We start from the raw sequence: 19,725 nt of genomic DNA on the forward strand, positions 1-19,725 counted from the left end.
CACGAAAGTAATAAAAAAAGGTGGGTTAGCCAAGCCAACCCACCTTTTTCGTATGCTATATAGCCAGATTAATACCGACTTTTTGATTCACGGCGTTTGCCAGAGAAATCACGGAAATCCTTGTTATAGCTTCGTCCACGGTCACTTCCACCACTTCTGCGGTCTCTGTCTCTACCACTATCCCGGCTTCTTCCCCGATCTCTATCGCCTCCCCCGAACGAACGTCTGCCCCTGTCGGAACGACCTCCCTCAGAGACTTCGATACGTACCTGACGGCCATTGAAATCAACGGCTTTAAAACCTTGGAATACCTTGTCGACATCATGGTCTTGTACTTCGAAGAAAGTGAAGACACCCTTCATGTCAATCTTCCCAACAGATTTTCCGGGGATATTTGCATTGTTGCAAATAAAGCCCAACATATCACCTCTACTGAATTCATCCACTGCACCAAGGTTGATGAATAGACGAGTGTATCCATTGGAAGCCGAACGGCCTCCTCTATCACGTCCTCTATCCTCTCTGTCACGTTCGCCTCTACCGCTCTCACGGGCATCAACGTTCAAATCGGGCGCATTCTTATAATAATCCAAGAAACGGTTGAACTCCAAGGAAGCAAAACGCTTGATGATATCCTCTTTGGACAGGTCTTGTAATGACTCTACAATGGCAGGCATATACTGATCGATCTGTTCATCGTTGACCGCAACATTGTGGATCTTGTTTACAATCGCAAACAATTGTTTTTCGCAAACCTCTGTTCCTTGGGGAACTAATTTTTTCTCGAAAGGTTTACCAATTATTTTTTCAATGCGTCTGATTTTACCTAATTCTTTGACATTGATCAAAGAGAGTGAAACTCCTGTTTTTCCCGCACGGGCTGTACGGCCAGAGCGGTGTGTATAGTTTTCTACCTCATCGGGCAAAGAGTAGTTGATGACGTGTGTGACATTGTTCACATCAATACCACGGGCAGCCACATCGGTAGCAACAAGCAGTTGTAGATTGCGCTCACGGTAGCGTTTCATGACTTTGTCACGTTGCTGCTGTGATAGATCTCCATGCAACGAATCGGCATTGTAACCGTCCTTGATCAAGGCTTCGGCAATGTCTTGGGTTTCGATCTTTGTACGGCAGAAAACAATACCGAATATATCGGGATTTGAGTCTACGATACGCTTGAATGCCGCGTATTTATCTCTGGCTTTGATCAGATAATACTGGTGTTCGATGTTCACATTTCCGGTATTTTTCGTACCAACGGTCAACTCGAATGGATTGGTCATATAGTTTTGGGCTATACGACGTACCTCTTTTGGCATGGTCGCCGAAAAGAGCCAGGTTTTCTTGTCATCGGGTGTTTCCGAAAGGATGCTGTTGATGTCCTCTTGGAATCCCATGTTCAACATTTCGTCAGCTTCGTCCAAGACGACATATCTGACATCGGAAAAGTCAATGGCTTTGCGATTGATGATGTCGAGCATCCTTCCAGGAGTCGCTACGACAATCTGTACACCACGACGGATCTGACGCAACTGGTCAGAGATGTTTGCACCGCCGTACACGGCGACGACATGCACGTCATCTATGTATTTTGCATACTTTTCCAAATCTTTGGCGATCTGCAAACATAGTTCACGTGTTGGGCATAATACCAACGCTTGAGGATGTCTTTGAGAAAAATCAAGCTGTTCTAACAATGGGAGACCAAATGCCGCAGTCTTCCCGGTACCGGTTTGGGCTAATCCGACAAAATCGTCGTTACCAGTCAATAACACAGGAATGGCTTTTTCCTGAATAGGAGAAGGTTTTTCGAAACCTAGCTCAGTGATGGCATTAACAACTTCATGACGGATTCCCAGTTCTAAAAATGGGTTCATGAAATAAATTATACAATAGGCACTATTGCCTAAGGCGCTGCAAAGGTACGAACAAGAATCCATAATTCCTAATGTTTCAGGAGATTAGTGAGATAGACGCCCCCCGCTTATGATAGATAAATAAAAAAATAAAATCAATTTTTCATAATACCCTTATTTTTCATAGGTTTGGGACAGAAAAAACGAAATCTAAATTATGTGGTATAAAAAATCTATTGCAAAGCTCGTCGCTGAAGCAGAACAAAGTGGCGAAGGAACACTCAAAAGAACTTTATCCAGCACCGGTTTAGTGGCTTTGGGTGTTGGAGCGATCATTGGGGCCGGTTTATTTTCCTTGACCGGTATAGCGGCCGCCGAAAACGCGGGGCCGGCGGTGATGCTCTCCTTTATCGTTGCGGCAGTAGGCTGTGCCTTTGCAGGTTTGTGTTATGCTGAGTTTGCCTCCATGATTCCGGTAGCGGGAAGTGCATACACGTATTCGTATGCAACCATGGGTGAGTTTATGGCCTGGATCATTGGCTGGGATCTCGTACTGGAATATGCCTTAGCGGCAGCTACGGTCGCCGCCAGTTGGTCACAATATTTCAATCAGCTTCTGGCTATATTTGGTTGGCAACTGCCTCCAGAACTCCTATATGGTCCGTGGGAAGGCGGCATGGTCAATCTACCGGCTATTATTATCGTCTGTCTATTGTCCCTGTTGCTGATGAGGGGAACACAGGAATCTTCTTTTGTCAACAATATCCTCGTCATCTTAAAAGTCGGTGTGGTATTGCTGTTCATTGCTTTAGGATGGCAGTTTATCAATCCGGCAAACCATACTCCTTTCATCCCGGTCAACGAAGGCGAAGAGCTATTGAAGCAAGGAAAGATCGGCATGTTCGATTTCTTTAAGGAAGGCTATTTTGGGCATTACGGGATCAGTGGTGTACTCCGTGCAGCAGGTGTTGTATTCTTTGCCTTTATTGGTTTTGATGCCGTCAGTACGGCTGCCCAAGAGGCCAAAAACCCCAAAAAGGGTATGCCTATCGGTATCATTGGCTCTTTGATTATATGTACTATTTTGTACGTGTTGTTCTCCTACGTCATGACAGGTCTGGAACATTATTCCGCCTTTAAAGGAGATGCCAAACCCGTAGCGACAGCCTTTGCCAAGACAGGATACCATTTCTTAAATACAGCAATGATCGTGACGATCATTGCCGGATATACCTCGGTGATTCTGGTCATGCTATTGGGCCAAAGCCGGGTGTTTTACACGATGAGCAAGGACGGCTTATTACCCAAGATTTTCTCCGACCTGTCAAAACGTCAAACGCCTTGGAAAACCAACCTGATTTTCATGATCTTCGTCAGCATTTTTGCAGGATTTGTGCCTGTGTCAGATTTGGGTCACATGGTGAGTATAGGTACTTTGTTTGCATTTACCTTGGTATGTATAGGCGTGATTGTCCTGCGCAAGAAAAACCCACTGGCCGAGCGCCCCTTCAAGACACCTTTGGTACCTTTGATACCTATTTTGGGTGTACTGGTATGTGTGCTGATGATGGCCTCCCTACCGATAGAAAGCTGGGAGCGTCTAGCGATCTGGATGGCTGTGGGCGTGATTATTTATTTTGCGTATGGCAAAAAACACAGTGTCCTCAAGAAGGAAATAGAAGCTGAAAAATTGAAATAAAGAATATGGTAGAGACGTAAGATCTTACGTCTCTACCTAAAAAACCTATAAGGTGTTGACACCCTATAGGTTTTAACAAAAAAATGAAGACTGATTATGAAAAAATCTTTTTTATCATTCCGCCAATCGCAAGCTAAAGTTGACATCAAAATTGTCTCTTACCTTGATCAGTCCTCCGATCTTATGTGGCGGAGTTAATTCAAAATCTGAAAAAGTAAACAATCTTCCTCCTTCTAATAACAACCCTTCTTTGGTACGGGTCAACGCATACTTCAGATTGAAGTTTTTACGCTTTCCCGCCAATTCGATCAAAACCGTGCCATTGATCGTCTCACTGTTGGCCCCCATTTGAGGCATCCTGTCCAGACTAACAAAATGAATTGTCAAAGTAGGGTATTGATCAGCTTTTAAGGTATTTCTCAAATCCTTGTTCAACATTCTATTTTTACAGTCTAGCTGGTTGATTGCAATGGATATAGAACCTTTGAGGCTAACTTTTCCCTGTCCGGCAGTCCCTTCGATAGGTTTGGATTTGAACGCTCCCGTAGATGCACAGCCGAAAGTATTGACATTGGAACTTCCATGAATCATGATAGAACTGTTTGGCAGGACATTCCATACAAAAGAGTCCTTGCTTTGTGCCAATCCTCGTGGGCAGAGACTTAAAAAGCTCAAGCAGAACAGAAAATAAAATATTCTTTGTATGCTAATATTGGAATTCATCCTTCTGTGCCGTTTACTTTAGGGCGATGTCTTGAATGATAAATCAAGCATTGGCAGAATATCTGCACAATGCCTGACATTATAAAACACTCGGATTATGTGTTAGAACGAGATGGCGGCTTGAAGCACTACGCCATTGAACTTACCGTTGTGACGGTAATCTGCCTGTGGGAAATCTGAATATTTCTGATTGACATATTCACCTTTCATTACGATGTTTTTGGTCAAGAACCAACCTGCTCCCACAGCAACACGGTCAACCTTCACGTCCTCAACTGCGCTCCCCATCAGGACTTCGGAATTGACAATGTTATATCTCGCACCCAGAAACAGGTTTTCGTTATTTCCGAAGCGGTAGATACCTTCTACGGCATATTGACTCGTAGCCCTGTCCTTTTCGTCTGCCACGGCTTTAGAACGTCCATTTGCAAACTCCGCAGTACCAAAGAGCTCAAATCCTTGTGCTTTGGCAAATGCATTGAACATGAGAGCTGTCAATTTAGCATTGTAATTGTTCGCATCAAAACGACCGGATTTGTACATGGCAGTAGCCGCTTTTGCTGCACCGGCCGCTGTATAGTACTGCTCCATCACATAGGTGTAGTTAGATCCTGTGCGGTCACCTGAATACAAGGTCAGACCTGATCCGTTTGTTCCTGAGTTGTGATACACCGAACCGGTGAAACGTAATCTCAAATCATCGTTCAATTGTTTGTCCCAACCTGCTTTTAAATAAACGGATGGATTTCTCTTGTCAAATTTATCTTGATAACCGGTAGGAGCAGCTTCCTCAGTATGTCCTTTGATCATACCATTACTCACACCAACCATACCGATCCAGCCATTTTTCTGTGCGTAGACCTCGGCAGCGATTTCCGTTGCAAAAGCATCCATGATATTACCTTCGATAAATGGGCTGTATGAAGTATGCCCGCCGTCAGGTCTGCGGAAGTGCGCATCACCGTAGTTGATTTCCATGTGACCTGCTTTGATCGTGACAACCTCGTTGATCTTGTCCCATATCTCACCTTTGAACGGAAGTTTATCTACTTGCAGATAACCGCCTTTTACCCAAAATTCGTTGTGGTGCTTGGAAGCCATATAGTTGGCCAGATGAAGGCGAATACCATCGGCAAGCTGTGCATCAATGTATAGATTGGCTTGTGGCAAGCTGAAGCCCGGAGCTAATTGCGCTAAAGCATTTTCCCTATCGGCAGGGGTCGCACCTTTAAAATCATTGTTCAAAGCGTCTTTGTTTGAGTTCTTCAGTGATTGGAACTGAAGTGAAAAACCTGCGCCTATGCTGAACTTGCGCCCTGTGTATGCTTTGTCCATGTCCTCTTTGGTTGTTTCGAACATGTGTAGACCACGTTTGTCATAAGGTCTAAAGAAATCAGGTTCCCCATAAGTAGCTATCCCTCCTTTGTCTTGTTCGGATTCTTCCTGTGCAAATACGACAGCCGGTATCATTGTAGCCATCATTGCTGAGATGACCATCCAACTTTTAATTCTTCTGTTCATGATAGTAGTTTTAGATTGTATGTTTTTGTTGTTAATAATTATTTGATTCTGTGTTTATGGTGTCAGTTTGACATTGTAATCAATGGTGATCGAATCCCCGGTCTTGATCGTACCCATCATGACTGTAGGTGGTGTCACCTTGTATTCTGTCATGTTGAACCTGGTGGATCCTTTTACGGAGATACTCTTGTCCGCTGGATTGTACACACCTGTACCTTGGATGGTAGTGGCTTTGGCCGTACCTGCGATAGTTAAGTTTCCGGTTACGGATACCTTAAAGTTGCCTCCAGAACCAGGGGTTACCTTTCCTGATGTCATTGTAAAAGTAATCTGCTTGTGTGTCCCGGTTTTCAGTGCCTTGTACGCATTTTTGTCCAAACCGCTCTTGCTGCTTTTCAGCGATTCGGCCGATACATTAAAAGAAAGAGCGTTAATATCTGTTACTTGATCATTCGAAACTGTAAATGTAGCTTTAACAGCACCGCTTGAAGAGGTCATATCCCAATCATGCAAGGTGGATGTACCTTTGATCGTTACTTTAGCTGCACTAGACTGATAAGTTTGTGCGTTCACGTGTTGAAATGCGAAGGCGATAAATCCGATTATCGCTATTGCTGTCATTTTTCTAATCATTGTTTCCATAATCGTTTGTTCTAATAATAATCAATTTCTTATACCCAAAAGTACCGCGAAGTATGTGCACTGCACATGGTTTATGATAGGATATTTAGTGATCTTCATTAGTTTTTGAAAATAAATGAAAGGCCTTTTTTAGTGTATTTAAAGGCTGTTTTTAGGAGAAAAAAACTTTGTGGAGTATATTTTATGACCTAGATCACAATTTGGAATCAAAAGGAGACAAAGTAGAGACGCAATGCATTGCGTCTCTACATGTCTATACAAAAAAAGGAGCCGCAAAATGCGGCTCCTCCTATTATTAATAATTGGATAAAAATAATCTTAATACAATGTGAACTCTACACGACGGTTTTGCTGACGACCTGCTGCGGTTGCATTGCTGGCAATAGGTTGGTCAGGACCATATCCTGTCGCTTCGATACGTGAAGGGTTGGCTCCTTTGGATACCAGGTAGTTTTTGACAGCTTCTGCACGTTCTTTCGAAAGACGTAGATTCAATTCTCTAGAACCGGTATTGTCCGTATGTCCGGCCAATTTCAAGCTGAAATTTTTCTCGATCAATAGTGCTGCTACACGGTTTAGTGATGCATGAGAGCTTTCACGGATAGTTGCTTTGCTCAGATCAAATTCCAGGTTGCTGATTGCTTCGGCAACGACTTTCTTGTCTTCTTCGGTCACGACTATCTTCTCGATCACCTTCGTCTCATGCTTCATTTCGGGCAATGGACATCCGGATCCATCAACTTTTACACCGGCCGGTGTATTCGGACATTTGTCATATTTATTGGCAACGCCATCACCATCATCGTCTTTCAGCTCGTTGGCCAAAGCATCCACTTGGTCTTTCAGCGCTTTATTGGACGCGACCAACGCATCGCGTTCGGCTTTCAGTTCGTCATATTTGGACGTATAGTCCTGTACCAACGTTGCCACAGGATTGCTATTGCCCAGATAAGGCTTGCTGCCACTGCCTAAGGCTATCTCCAAACCAGCATGGGCATAGGAGAACAGGTCATTTTTGTACTGACCTCCCATTACACCGTCAAAACGTTGGTTGGCCCAGTTCAATTGATAACCCAGATCAAGATTGATACCTTTGGCCACGGCAAATTTGAACCCCGCGTCTACAGGCACGTATAGTTTTGTTGTCGCGTCATGGTTGGTAACAGTCGTCCCGTCGTTGTATGAGGTTTCGAAATTTAATGCACCGATACCTACTGCGAAGTAAGGTTTGATAATGCTGTTGAAAAATCGCCAGTTGGTATTGGCCAACGTCCATTCTGCACTCAAAGCACCGGACCAGGGAGTTTTTGTCTCAAACGATGAACCGTTATCTTCGTTTTTGCCAGCTACTTTACCGCCCAGATACTGTGCTTTTAGGCCAAATGAAGGAGAGATTTGCTTTTTGATGTAAGCGCTATACCCTACATTATGCTCTAGCTTATCAAAGCCCTCACGGTTGAACCCCAGGATATTGGACTGATTCAACACACCGGCATTGATCCCTACAGACCAGGTCCGGTACCCGGATGAAGATCCTAGCGGTGTGGTACCGTCAATAGTTGCGGTGTTTTGCGCAAATGTTGTAGCCGAGACCAATCCCGCACCAAACAACATGCTGATTTTGAGTAAATGTTTATTTTTCATATTTTAAATTTTAGTAAATGGAGCAATTTAACTGCCATTCTACACAAAAATAAGTACTATTTGGTCGAATGCATATTAAAAAAAAGTCTTTGTAGATAACAAACTACAAAGACTATTGTTTTTTAAGAATTGAAACTTCGGAAGTCTCCCGGATATTTCTTATTATCCCAAATCAAATTTATAGCCGACTCCTTTTACGGTAGAGACATAATTGTCGCCAATCTTCTCACGCAACTTGCGGATGTGCACGTCGATTGTCCTGTTGGTCACGACCACCGAATCTTCCCATATCGCTTTTAGAATTTGGTCTCTTGTAAAAACCTTATTGGGTTTGGAGGCCAAAAGGTAAAGCAACTCAAACTCTTTTTTGGCCAACACAATTTTTTCTTCTCCCCGATAAACCATAAACGAATCCCTATCTACCACCAGATCCGCAATTTCCAACTTATCGGCTACTTCTTCTACCGCTTCCGTCGCATTTCTGCGCAAAATCGCGTTGATACGGGACATTAAGGCTCTCGGTTTGATCGGCTTGGCAATATAATCATCTGCACCCACATGAAAACCGGCTATTTCAGAATATTCTTCACTACGTGCCGTCAAGAACACCATGAAGGTATGCTTGAATTCGGGCATAGCACGCATGACACGACAGGCCTCGATGCCATCCATCACAGGCATCATCACATCCAATATAATAAGATCCGGATTGACTTCTTTTGCCTTTTGGATAGCTTGTTTTCCATTGGAAGCGGTAAATACCTGATATCCTTCTTTATTCAGATTGTAAGCAATCAATTCCCGGATATCCTGCTCATCGTCTACTACCAATATTGTATGCTTTGCACTCATCGTTGTTTTTTTGCTAAAATATGTACTTTATGGTAATATAAGGTTAATACAATGTTATAAAATTGTTAACCGATAAAGTTAACTTAACAAAGAGAAAAACTTTTCCAAAGTTTGGAACTTTGGAAAAGTTAAATCATTCAAAAACCGTCTGCAGGAAAACATCCAACTCTTTACCCCGTAGATTCTTAGCCAAAATCTTCCCTTCCGGATCGACCAGCACCGATGCAGGAATCCCCTTGATCCTATAATCCAAGACTACCTCCGAGGACCAGGCCTTCAAATCAGAAATATTCGTCCACACCAATCCATCATCTCCGATCGCTTTCATCCAAGAGCCGGGATTGTCGTCCAGCGATACTCCCAAAATATCAAATCCTTTATTCTTGTAGCGCTGGTATAAACGGACGAGATTCGGGTTTTCTTTTCGGCACGGCATACACCAGGAAGCCCAAAAATCGACCAATGTATATTTATCTCGGAAATCTGATAGTTTGACGGTCTTATTGTTGGGGGTATAGGCAATGATTTCCGGTGCAGATTGTCCCACAGCCAGCTTTTTCAGTTTTTCTATCTCTTCTTTGAATTGGGAAACCGTTCTATTGTCCAAAAACTGATCCTTTATTTGCTCGGAATATTGGATCAACTCCTGCTCTGCCAACTCTGGATCCAACGTACTCATGGCATAGAATCCCGCCAGATTAGGCTGCCGGTTTGCAAATGCCACAGCCTCATCGGTGTAAAACCGTAGGCTTTCCTTATAGCTGGACAGATATTCAGCCCGTAGGTTGTCTATTTCCTTTTCTGGTTTGTCCACAATCTGTCTCAAAAAATCCGCCTGCAACGAATCTTCTACGGCGGTCTTCTTTTGTCGAAGCGGGGTAAATTCCTTTAAGGCGATGGATAGATCCGAACCGCTCACCTCGTATTGCTCAGGATCACTCATCAAGTCCGTGGAGAAGATCAATACTTCGCCGGGAGAAATGATAACAGGGTATTTATTTTTACCGATCTCGATGGATAACAATCTCGGTTGGGTAGCTTCACGTTCAAATTTGAATCTGTCCCGGTCACTCAGATAGACCGAATCCAATTTGCGATCCCCTTCGTAAAAGGCTACGACCTTGACATTGCCAGGGTTACTGACCTTTCCCTCTACAACAATTTTATCCGCTCCACCACAGGCAAAAAACAAGGGTAAGATTAGGAATAAGAATAGGTATTGAATCGTTCGCATGATAAGCAGGAGATGAATAAAAAATCTTATTGGGATTTATTGCTCTTATATTGCGAATAGGCATTCTATTTGTCAATTCGCTTTAGGCAATTCTAGGGTATTTGAATGTTTTTACCAAAGGAGGATTATCCCGGAAATTGATACGTTCTTTTTCAAGGTCGTAATTCCTTTGTAAACGCAACCAAAAATCTGCCTTTCCTCCAAATACTTTTTCTAATCTCAATGCAATATTCGGCGTTATGCTACCTTTCTCATTGATCACTTTAGACAGACTCAATCGTGATATTCCTAAAAATGCTGCAGCTTCTGTTACACTCAATCCCGCTGGAGATATGATATCTTCTTTCAATATGATACCTGGGTGTATGATATTACTTTCGTGCTTTTCCATAATTCAAAACTTTAATGATAATCCAAAAAATCTAAAATACTTGCTTCATGGGTTTTATTGTCAAATTGAAAGATTATCCTCCAGTTCCCACTTACGGTCATAGACCAAAAACCATCCAAATTACCTTTTAACAAATGAGGCCTTAAATATTGCAACCCGTCTAAATCATCCGGGATTAGTTCAATATTGTCTATAACAATCAGTATTCTCTTGATTTTATCCGCCAAATTTGCAGGAATTTTACTTTTGTCTCCTTTCGTCCACAACAATTTTAACCCCTTATGCTTAAATGACACTATCATGATTGTATACTGCAAATATACAATTATCACTTATATACTACAAATAAAATAGCAATATCCTATGAAAATTGAATAATGCGTATGAGAAGAAGTAGATTCAATATACAAAACTCTTCGCCCTCGCTATGGCTTTCTGCAATCCCGATACATCTTTGCCTCCCGCTGTCGCAAAGAACGGTTGACCACCACCGCCACCTTGTATATCCTTGGCCAAATCCCGAACGATTGTTCCGGCATTCAAGCCTTTTTCTTTGACCAAATCCTCCGATACTACCACGGTCAAACTTGGCTTGCCTTCTATATCCGCACCCAATACCAGGAAAAGATTGTTCATCATACCTTTCAGAGCATAAGCCAATGTCTTTACCGCATCTGCATTGGGTAGATCTACGACTGCTGCCAAAAAATTAACCCCATTGACTACCTCAAATTTTTCTTCCAGCTCTTTCTTCATCGCCAGAGACCTCTCCTTAATCTGGTTTTCAATCTCCTTTTTGAGTGAAGAGTTTTCTTCCACCAATTTTCCAACAGCGGAGACAAAATCTTTTGGATTGTTCAGCAGTTCTTTAACATTTTGGAACAACTCAAAGTACTCCCTTATCACTGCTGCCGCTTTGGAACCCGTAATGGCCTCTATACGTCTTACTCCTGCGGCCACAGCCGATTCGGAAATAATCTTGAAGAAACCGATCTGTCCCGTAGCCCTGACATGTGTACCTCCGCACAGCTCCTTGGAAAACGTATCGTCGAAAGTAATCATGCGTACATAGTCCCCATACTTCTCGCCAAACAAGGCCGTCACACCCATATCGATCGCTTGTTGAAAAGGCACGTTCCGCTCCTCTTTCAACGCTATATTTTCCCTGATTTTTTCATTGACAATATCCTCTACCGCTTTGATCTCATCCTGCGTCATCTTTGAAAAATGGGAAATATCAAAACGCAATACATCCGCTGACACCAACGAGCCTTTCTGGTGAACATGGTCACCCAACACCTGCTTCAAAGCCGCATGCAGCAAGTGTGTGGCCGAATGGTTGCTCTCCGTATCCAAACGCTTCTGTGCATCGACCTGTGCATCGAATACAACATCGACCTGCGTAGGAAGCCTATCGACAAAATGAACAATAAGGCCATTTTCTTTTTTGGTATCTGTCACAGCAATCTTTTCGCCGGTCTCCGATACCAGAACACCCGTATCGCCGACCTGTCCCCCCCCTTCGGCATAGAATGGAGTAACGCTCAATACCAATTGATACTGTTCCTTACCCTTGGTACTGACCTTGCGGTATTTGATGACCTGCGTTTTCGCCGACAAGGTATCATAACCCACAAATTCGACCTCCTCATCTTCTCCGACCAATACCCAATCGCTTGTATCTATAGATGTGGCGGCTCGTGACCGTTCTTTCTGCACATTCAGTGCTTTTTGAAATCCATCCATATCCACAACCAGACCTTTCTCCCTGGCTAGCAATTCGGTCAAGTCTATGGGAAATCCATAGGTATCAAACAATTCAAAAGCAAAATCACCTGCAATGACAGACTGTTGTGCCGCATAGTTTTCAAAACGCTGAATACCTGTCGTTAAGGTCCGCAAGAAGGATACTTCCTCTTCCAAAATCACCTTTTCTACAAAGTCCTGTTGTTGATACAACTCATCGAAAACATCTTTGAACTGCTCCGCCAACAGAGGTACCAGCTCATGGAAAAATGGATTTTTGAAGTTCAGAAACGTATAGGCATAGCGCACCGCACGACGTAGGATACGACGGATTACATACCCCGCTTTGTTATTGGACGGCAACTGTCCATCAGCAATAGCAAAGCTGACCGCACGGATATGATCGGACAGCACACGCATCGCAATGTCGGTCTTTTCATTTTCACCGTATTTTATACCCGCCTTTTCTGCTATAAAAGAAATCAACGGTTGAAAGACGTCTGTATCGTAATTGGAAGTCTTGCCCTGTATGGCACGTACCAATCGCTCAAAGCCCATACCCGTATCTACATGCTTCGCTGGTAAAGGTTCCAATACTCCGGATTTCAGCCTATTGAACTGCATAAAGACCAGATTCCAGATCTCAATGACCTGTGGATGGTCTGCATTGACCAGATCCTGCCCTTTGACCTGTTGGCGTTCGTCGTCAGGACGCATATCATAATGGATTTCCGAACAAGGGCCACATGGCCCTGTATCGCCCATCTCCCAAAAGTTGTCCTTCTTATTGCCCAACAAAATCCTATCCTCCGCCACATGTGCCGCCCAAAAACTAAAGGCTTCTGCGTCCCGGGCAAGCCCTTCGGATGTATCGCCTTCAAAAATAGTGACATACAGGCGGTCCTTGTCCAGATGATAGACTTTGGTAAGAAGTTCCCAGGCCCAGCCAATAGCTTCTTTTTTGAAATAATCACCAAAAGACCAGTTGCCCAGCATTTCGAACAACGTATGGTGATAGGTATCGATCCCCACCTCTTCCAAATCGTTATGCTTTCCCGATACACGCAAACAACGCTGCGTATCTGCTACACGAGGATATTTGATAGTGGCCTCTCCTAAAAACAAGTCCTTAAACTGATTCATACCGGCATTGGTAAACATCAAGGTGGGATCATTCTTGATGACAACCGGTGCAGAAGGGACAATATGATGTGACTTATCTTTGAAAAAATCCAAAAACGCGCTGCGTATTTCTTTACTGGTCATGAAGTTCATTTATAAAGGTACAAAGCTACTTAAAAATGGTTTCTGTTACAATCCCTAAATGAGAGTTGTGGAGAGGCACACGGAAGGTTCTCTAGAGCTTACTCTCTAGGCACACGAAGGGGTTCGTGCGCCAGCATAGGGTATCTATCTTAACAAAAAAACAATTTAGTGGTTTTGGTCATTTAATATATACAATCATTTTGCTATATTTAACAGGAGTTCAACAAGGGTTTCATTTCATGATAAAAACAATACTAGTACCTACGGATTTTTCAGAAAATGCACATTACGCTGCTAGATACGCCTGCAAATTGGCCGTCAAGCGCAGCCTACATATCGAGCTATTCCACTGCTACACCACAAAATCAACTGTCTTTAATGAGGAAGACGATGATTCGTCGGTACTGAAGGCCGATATATTGATCGTAGAATGGAAAGAGAAGCTACTGGAGGAATTTCCTTCCTTACAGATCAAAACCACCTGCGTAGCCGGATTATTGACTGAAGTCGTACCTCCGATGACTGAAGAAGGTTCGTATCTATTTGTAGTCATGGGTACTACGGGAGCCGGACAGGGTAAATCAATCATATGGGGGAGCAATGCCAGCAGCATCGTATCCAAGTCTTCTGTACCCGTATTGGCCATACCGGATGGATATGACAAATTCCAATTTGACAATGTGGCCATGTTGACCAATTTCAAACCCGAAGAATTGGAAACACTTACCGATTACATCTTATATATCGGCAACATTCCCCGATTGGATCTGATCCATGTATATAAGGACCTCAGCAACCAGCATCAAGTGGAAGATCTGCTAAAATCCTGGTCGTTCAATATTCGGGAAATCGATGGGATAGACTCGGTACAGACCATATGTAGACCTATCGATGAGCAAAGCAGTGCTTTGGATACCGTGCCCGAAGTGGTCCAACATATCATTGCCGAAAAGAACTACGATATCATCCTGGTCACGAAGACCCGAAAAAGCTTCTTCGAAAGGCTTTTCCGTCCATCGGTATCCAAACAAATAGCACTACACCTAGACAGACCTACATTCTTTGACAATAATTAATCTTTCCTATGGCAAACAAAATTCTCATACCGGTTGACTTCTCTGAGCATTCTTACAAAGCTATAGCTTACGCTGGCGCATTAAACAAATCGGTGTATCACGATATCGACCTCGTGCATGTCTTTACAGACTACAACGATATCTATAAAGATTCTCAGTCTAATACAGATCTCATAGATCCCCGCGTAGGATCTGCTAAACGTGACATGCAAAAAATTGTATCTGAACTAGTCGCAACGAATCCCGAACTGAATGTGAACGTCATCTTTCGGGATGGAAATATCTATAATGAAATCCGCAAACTCACTGCCAAGAACGAATACGATGCCATTGTCATGGGAACAAAAGGATCGTCAGGATTGGATGCCGTACTCAGTGGCTCCAACATGTACGACGTCTTCGAAAACACCCAGGTGCCCGTCTTGGCTGTTCCACTGACGGATCGCAAAATACGGTTGAACAAAGTGGGGCTACTGTGCAATTTTAAGGATGGTGAAATCGAGGTTCTAAAACAGGCTATCAGATTATTGGGCAAGGACTTTGAGCTGATTCTGATCCATATCAATACGGACAATGCCGATGTAAAGGGTATAGACAAGAAGTTCAAGGATTTTATCCACCGGATCATCCAGGAAACAGGGGTAGATGACATTTCTTATGTTATCAAAAACCAGGCTTTCTTCATTCAGTACAAAGAGAACGTATCCAAGTCCATTGACTCTGTCATAGAAGATGAGCAGATTGACCTGCTCTTGGTCACAAAGAGTAAAAAAGGGTTCTTGCGAAAAGTCATGGAAGAAAATATTGTCCGTAAAATGGCGTATCAGATCCAGATACCGAAATTCTTTGCGAAGTTGTCGTAGCTATAAAAAACGTAGAGACGCAATGCATTGCGTCTCTACTACAAATTAATTTAAAAATATATTAACCTTTTAATTGAAAGAATAACCTGTCCAGGCAAAAACACTTGTATTGGCACCCGTTTGGCTATCGTTTTTAGTCAACGTAGCGCCATCAGGATTTTTTATTTTACTCTCAGCGAATGAACCAGCAGGGTTAAATGTATAGGTAATGCTAGAAGCTTTATTACCATTGCCTTTTCCATCTTCAAAATCAATAATATCATCAAAACTAGAGGTTTCACCAATATTGATCAACAAATTAGTAATATTTGCAGTAGCACCTCTTCTGATTTTCAGAACATCGACCATTTTTCCTTCAGTTCCGGCTGTAGTTGATTTATGAACAATAGTCATACCTTCAATCTTGAAATTAGACTGATAAACGGCATTTGGTAAAGTTCCGTCGTGGTTACCATCGGCCTCGATACCACAAGGGTCTTTCTCGTTAGTTTTAAAAGCAGTTTCCCAGATACCATATGCATTTTTCAAGGTTCCTGTATACCCTTGAGTAAAGTCGAACATATCATCCTCAGAATTCACAACCAACAGGTTCGTGACGTCAACCGAGCCACCGAAGAACTCGATACCATCATCCGCACCGTCTTTGATATAGATGTTACTGATTTTAGTACCTTTACCCACACCGTTCAGTGTCAAACCGTTGTGTTCTTTGTCATCAGATATATTTGCACCAGAGTATTCAATAATCACATAATCCAACTCACCGGAATTGTCATTCACATCATCACCGCCATAGAATATGTTTGTGTTGATTTCTGTTTCAAAGTTACTCGGCGAAGATTCAGTGGCACGTGCAAGAGGTGTTTTACCATTGATGATCAAACCTCCCCAAGCACCGGATTTTTTGGTAACAGCTGTAAATTTAATTGGTTGAGTGGCTGTACCTTTTGCAATAATCTTGGCACCTCGCTCGACCAACAAATAGGCACCTTTGTCATTCGCAGTGATCGTCGTACCCGCAGGAATAGTTAATGTCGCGCCTGAACGAACGATTGTTGCTCCAACCAAATCAATAGAATTGCCTTTAACTACGGCATTTTTACTCGTGATACTTCCCAGCAGTTCAGTCAATTCAACTGGTTCTCCATTATCTACACCATCACCATCCCCTTCTTTGTCCGAACATGCACTAAACAACAGTACCGAAACGGCCATCATACTAAGTAGTTTTCTTTTCATTTTTTCTCTTTTTTATTTATTACAATATTAATTCACGAAAGCAACTAAATGATTAATTTAATATTACCAAATCATTAAAACTTATAAGACAATCCTAAACTTATGTCCATGCCCCGCTTATAAGATTCCAAAACGATATTATTATTCGAATCAGACTCCCTTTCCAAACGAAATTCCGGATTAAGTAGGTTACGAGCCTTCAAGCTAACACCCCATTTTTTATGAATATTGGCCTGTGTAATAAAATCAAGTGTTGGAATTCCTTTTTCGATAATATCTCTATATGCGTTATTACCACCAAGGGAATAAATACGGTCACTGAAATAATTTAATACCGCTGTCGATGCCAGATTCCAGTGTTGTCTGTTCCACAGGTAAGTTACATCAGCATTGACCAGTACCGGCGATGCACCCTGCAATGCAGACTCTTTTGCTGTAAACCTTGGTATGATATTTTCAAGTTTTTGATTACTGTATAGATACGACAGGTTTAATCCTCCCGAGAGCACATTATCGCCATATTCACCTGCTGTTTTGAGGATATTTTTCTTCAATTCCAGCTCGGCTCCGGCAACGGTGGCGGTCGAACCGACATTATGGTAAGTCATTACGTTGCCGCTCATCTCCGTACGTGCGATCGGATCGTTCAGCTGTTTATAAAAAACACCGACAGAAATCAATTCTCCCGAAGCAGGGAAGAGTTCCCACTTGGCATCAAAATTCATATTTTGAACAGGTTTCAGATCTGGATTACCTTGTGTGGTATACGTCGAAAATGCATTCAAAAACTCAGCTATCTCAATAAATTGCGGCAAGGTATAAGACATACTCGCAGATGCTCGCAGATTGCTCTTATCGGTCAATGCATACTTTAGGTTCAAGCTTGGCAATACATAATTCTTCTCCAGTGGCTTATTACCGTTCAGCTTCGAATCATTCAAAGCAGTTTTGTACGTGACCTCCTGGAATACATTATCATACCGGACACCCAACAAGGCCGTAAACTTTTCAGTAAATTGGTACGTGCCCAACAGCAATGCTGAATGCACACGCTTCCTACCTTTATACCATTCCGGCTCAAAGTTGCCAAAGCGTGAACTCAAATCGAAAAATCCGGACTGTAAGGCCTTATCGTTAAATACATTATCAATATTATAAACATTGTCTGGATCAAGTTGACGGGAACCATTTATCTCATGCGTATACAAAGTCGCATTAAAATCTCTGTCCGTCATGTTGCCGTTATACCCCAAACTGATTTTACGATCAAACTCATTGTCCTTATCTAGATTATATGTCGCGATAGCTTTTGTAGACCAATTTTTTTCTGTCAAATCGGAATAATATCGTTCGTTTGAGTTTTGCTCCGCCAATAGATAAAAATCACTATTTCCACTACCATCAAATATTTCTGCTAATCTGATTGTACGACGGTCAGGTTCATTTCCTTTTACCAGGTTGTACGCGATTCCAAGATCCAGATTCAAGACATCGCTCAATACAAGTTTTGACAAAAGTTGATTCACAAACAAGTTATTATCTACAATATGTTGTCTTCTGAACAAGCCTTTGTCATTCGGGTTGGGATCGTTGGTCAGTCCATAATTATCTTCAAATGTCTGGCTTTGATTATTAATATACAAAGAATTGAATGCTACATAATGCGCACCAAAGGAATACTTTAGATTTGCAACACCGGTCTTATCGACATTATACTGTGAAAGTGTTGATTTCTGATCTAAGAAAACAGTACCATCCGTTAATGTCTGACGAACGACGCCATCATAATATTTGTAATCCGAATTCATGTTAGCCGACAAAAACACATTCAGGTTATTCCCACCTATCCTAACTTTCTTTCCTCCCGCCAATGAGAATGATGAGTTCAACGGAGTTCCTTCCATAGGAATAGAATTCCATTTGTTGGGAAACGCATATGTATTTCCATTGGTAATAGAACTTTTTGATTCTTTTAACTTCCCGAACCAATTTGAACCTGATACTTTTTTAAAATTGTCGGTATTGATCGCCTCTGTATTGATACCTGTAGATGCACCTATTTCCAAAAAACCGTCTTCAGTAAGTTCTTTGGATACAATATCGATATCAGCTCCGGCAACATCTCCCATGAGCTGCGGATTGAACGTCTTGTTCACCGAAACACTTTGGATAACGTCTGTACCAAAAAAATCAAGTGAAATATTTTTATTCAAAGGATCTTCCGAAGGAAGCGCTAGGCCATTCAATGTCGTGTTATTGTATCTGTCCCCCAGACCGCGTACAAAAACATTGGCTCCACTGGCCGATTGCGTTACACCGGTCATTTTTGTCAATGCCCCTTTGGCATCGCTCACCCCTTTTCGGGACAGTTCCTGCGAACCAATCTTTTCCAGCATCAGGTTGGATTTTTTTCGCTCGTCCAACAAAGCCAACTCGGTAAACTGTGCTCTTCTCCGCGTAACCACGACCTCGTCTATACTGGAGTTTTCGGCCACCAAGACGATGTTGATGTTTTCCCAGGGCTTTTCGCCCAACACTACCGTAGTCGTATCCGAAGCGTATCCCACAAATTTGCTAACGATTTGATACGCTCCTTTTTTCGGTACAGGCACCACAAATTCGCCCTTTTCATCGGTGGTGACAGGACTGGTTATACTGGAAACAGAAATACTGGCTCCTATAATAGGTTTAAAAGTTTCTACATCCACAATCTTACCTCTGATCCCTTGAAGAGATTGGGCCATTGCATTGGAAATAAACAAAATACCTCCTAATAGCAATAAAACATGATAAATACGCTTCATACTCGTGTTAAATTTATGTTGCAATATTATCACGCAATTATTACTCTGGCATTAACAGAAGGTTATTAATACATTAGCAATATCTTAATTTAATGTTAAGATGTATACATGCGTCTCTACGGCCGTGCTGACGTACGAACCACGACGTGTTCTCCAAAAACATGAA

General features: G+C 42.4%; 15 protein-coding genes. 3 read left to right on the plus strand and 12 right to left on the minus strand.

Translation table 11 applies throughout. The annotated features are described in order from the left end of the window. Positions 1 to 68 precede the first annotated feature (68 nt). Positions 69 to 1,880 (minus strand): DEAD/DEAH box helicase, encoded by a 1,812-nt coding sequence (locus tag G5B00_RS16400; RefSeq protein ID WP_163878060.1) that lies wholly within the window; start codon positions 1,878 to 1,880, stop codon positions 69 to 71. A gap of 196 nt (positions 1,881 to 2,076) precedes the next feature. Between G5B00_RS16400 and G5B00_RS16405 the strand changes: the two genes are divergently transcribed. Continuing rightward, a complete protein-coding gene (locus G5B00_RS16405; protein ID WP_163878062.1) occupies positions 2,077 to 3,558 on the plus strand; it encodes an amino acid permease in 1,482 nt (493 codons plus the stop codon). 114 nt (positions 3,559 to 3,672) lie between these two features. Here the strand turns inward: G5B00_RS16405 and G5B00_RS16410 are convergent, their stop codons facing one another. From G5B00_RS16410 to alaS, 9 genes are all read right to left on the minus strand, one after another. Then, entirely contained in the window at positions 3,673 to 4,149 is a 477-nt protein-coding gene (locus G5B00_RS16410; RefSeq protein ID WP_163878064.1) for a YceI family protein, read from the minus strand. Positions 4,150 to 4,383: 234 nt separating this feature from the next. Further along, complete coding sequence (locus tag G5B00_RS16415; RefSeq protein WP_163878067.1) at positions 4,384 to 5,802, minus strand: hypothetical protein; 1,419 nt, start codon at positions 5,800 to 5,802, stop codon at positions 4,384 to 4,386. A gap of 54 nt (positions 5,803 to 5,856) precedes the next feature. Next, positions 5,857 to 6,444, minus strand: a complete 588-nt coding sequence (locus G5B00_RS16420) for a YceI family protein (protein ID WP_163878070.1) — start codon at positions 6,442 to 6,444, stop codon at positions 5,857 to 5,859. 318 nt (positions 6,445 to 6,762) lie between these two features. Next, entirely contained in the window at positions 6,763 to 8,058 is a 1,296-nt protein-coding gene (locus G5B00_RS16425) for an OmpA family protein (protein WP_410510778.1), read from the minus strand. 192 nt (positions 8,059 to 8,250) lie between these two features. Beyond that, a complete protein-coding gene (locus G5B00_RS16430) occupies positions 8,251 to 8,940 on the minus strand; it encodes a response regulator transcription factor (RefSeq protein ID WP_163878075.1) in 690 nt (229 codons plus the stop codon). Between the two features lie 133 nt (positions 8,941 to 9,073). Next, a complete protein-coding gene (locus tag G5B00_RS16435) occupies positions 9,074 to 10,174 on the minus strand; it encodes a TlpA family protein disulfide reductase (RefSeq protein WP_163878077.1) in 1,101 nt (366 codons plus the stop codon). 82 nt (positions 10,175 to 10,256) lie between these two features. Continuing rightward, positions 10,257 to 10,565: a HigA family addiction module antitoxin gene (locus tag G5B00_RS16440; protein WP_163878080.1), complete on the minus strand. Its 309-nt coding sequence runs from the start codon at positions 10,563 to 10,565 to the stop codon at positions 10,257 to 10,259. An 11-nt stretch (positions 10,566 to 10,576) separates the two neighbouring features. After that, positions 10,577 to 10,867: a type II toxin-antitoxin system RelE/ParE family toxin gene (locus G5B00_RS18415; RefSeq protein ID WP_163878083.1), complete on the minus strand. Its 291-nt coding sequence runs from the start codon at positions 10,865 to 10,867 to the stop codon at positions 10,577 to 10,579. Between the two features lie 97 nt (positions 10,868 to 10,964). Next, a complete protein-coding gene (gene alaS / locus G5B00_RS16450; RefSeq protein WP_163878086.1) occupies positions 10,965 to 13,577 on the minus strand; it encodes an alanine--tRNA ligase in 2,613 nt (870 codons plus the stop codon). A gap of 239 nt (positions 13,578 to 13,816) precedes the next feature. On the opposite strand from alaS, the gene G5B00_RS16455 reads away from it, so the two are divergent. Both G5B00_RS16455 and G5B00_RS16460 read left to right on the plus strand, forming a co-directional pair. Beyond that, the gene (locus G5B00_RS16455; RefSeq protein WP_163878089.1) at positions 13,817 to 14,653 is read left to right on the plus strand and encodes a universal stress protein; all 837 of its coding nucleotides are present in this window, start codon (positions 13,817 to 13,819) and stop codon (positions 14,651 to 14,653) included. 8 nt (positions 14,654 to 14,661) lie between these two features. Beyond that, on the plus strand, positions 14,662 to 15,516 hold the full coding sequence (locus tag G5B00_RS16460) for a universal stress protein (RefSeq protein WP_163878093.1): 855 nt from the start codon (positions 14,662 to 14,664) through the stop codon (positions 15,514 to 15,516). 69 nt (positions 15,517 to 15,585) lie between these two features. Here G5B00_RS16460 and G5B00_RS16465 read toward each other — a convergent pair whose 3' ends face one another. Together G5B00_RS16465 and G5B00_RS16470 are read right to left on the minus strand one after the other, a co-directional pair. Beyond that, positions 15,586 to 16,755 (minus strand): hypothetical protein, encoded by a 1,170-nt coding sequence (locus tag G5B00_RS16465; RefSeq protein WP_163878096.1) that lies wholly within the window; start codon positions 16,753 to 16,755, stop codon positions 15,586 to 15,588. Between the two features lie 74 nt (positions 16,756 to 16,829). After that, positions 16,830 to 19,559, minus strand: coding sequence for a TonB-dependent receptor (locus tag G5B00_RS16470; protein WP_163878099.1), 2,730 nt, complete (start codon positions 19,557 to 19,559; stop codon positions 16,830 to 16,832). Between the last annotated feature and the right edge of the window lie 166 nt (positions 19,560 to 19,725).

Source organism: Parapedobacter sp. SGR-10 (assembly GCF_011030405.1).
Taxonomy (GTDB): domain Bacteria; phylum Bacteroidota; class Bacteroidia; order Sphingobacteriales; family Sphingobacteriaceae; genus Sphingobacterium.

Coding starts and splice junctions, on each gene's coding strand:
- G5B00_RS16400 (WP_163878060.1), bottom strand. CDS start 1,880: ATGAACCCATTTTTAGAACTGGGAATCCGTCATGAAGTTGTTAATGCC.
- G5B00_RS16405 (WP_163878062.1), top strand. CDS start 2,077: ATGTGGTATAAAAAATCTATTGCAAAGCTCGTCGCTGAAGCAGAACAA.
- G5B00_RS16410 (WP_163878064.1), bottom strand. CDS start 4,149: ATGATTCATGGAAGTTCCAATGTCAATACTTTCGGCTGTGCATCTACG.
- G5B00_RS16415 (WP_163878067.1), bottom strand. CDS start 5,802: ATGAACAGAAGAATTAAAAGTTGGATGGTCATCTCAGCAATGATGGCT.
- G5B00_RS16420 (WP_163878070.1), bottom strand. CDS start 6,444: ATGGAAACAATGATTAGAAAAATGACAGCAATAGCGATAATCGGATTT.
- G5B00_RS16425 (WP_410510778.1), bottom strand. CDS start 8,058: ATGTTGTTTGGTGCGGGATTGGTCTCGGCTACAACATTTGCGCAAAAC.
- G5B00_RS16430 (WP_163878075.1), bottom strand. CDS start 8,940: ATGAGTGCAAAGCATACAATATTGGTAGTAGACGATGAGCAGGATATC.
- G5B00_RS16435 (WP_163878077.1), bottom strand. CDS start 10,174: ATGCGAACGATTCAATACCTATTCTTATTCCTAATCTTACCCTTGTTT.
- G5B00_RS16440 (WP_163878080.1), bottom strand. CDS start 10,565: ATGGAAAAGCACGAAAGTAATATCATACACCCAGGTATCATATTGAAA.
- G5B00_RS18415 (WP_163878083.1), bottom strand. CDS start 10,867: ATGATAGTGTCATTTAAGCATAAGGGGTTAAAATTGTTGTGGACGAAA.
- alaS (WP_163878086.1), bottom strand. CDS start 13,577: ATGACCAGTAAAGAAATACGCAGCGCGTTTTTGGATTTTTTCAAAGAT.
- G5B00_RS16455 (WP_163878089.1), top strand. CDS start 13,817: ATGATAAAAACAATACTAGTACCTACGGATTTTTCAGAAAATGCACAT.
- G5B00_RS16460 (WP_163878093.1), top strand. CDS start 14,662: ATGGCAAACAAAATTCTCATACCGGTTGACTTCTCTGAGCATTCTTAC.
- G5B00_RS16465 (WP_163878096.1), bottom strand. CDS start 16,755: ATGAAAAGAAAACTACTTAGTATGATGGCCGTTTCGGTACTGTTGTTT.
- G5B00_RS16470 (WP_163878099.1), bottom strand. CDS start 19,559: ATGAAGCGTATTTATCATGTTTTATTGCTATTAGGAGGTATTTTGTTT.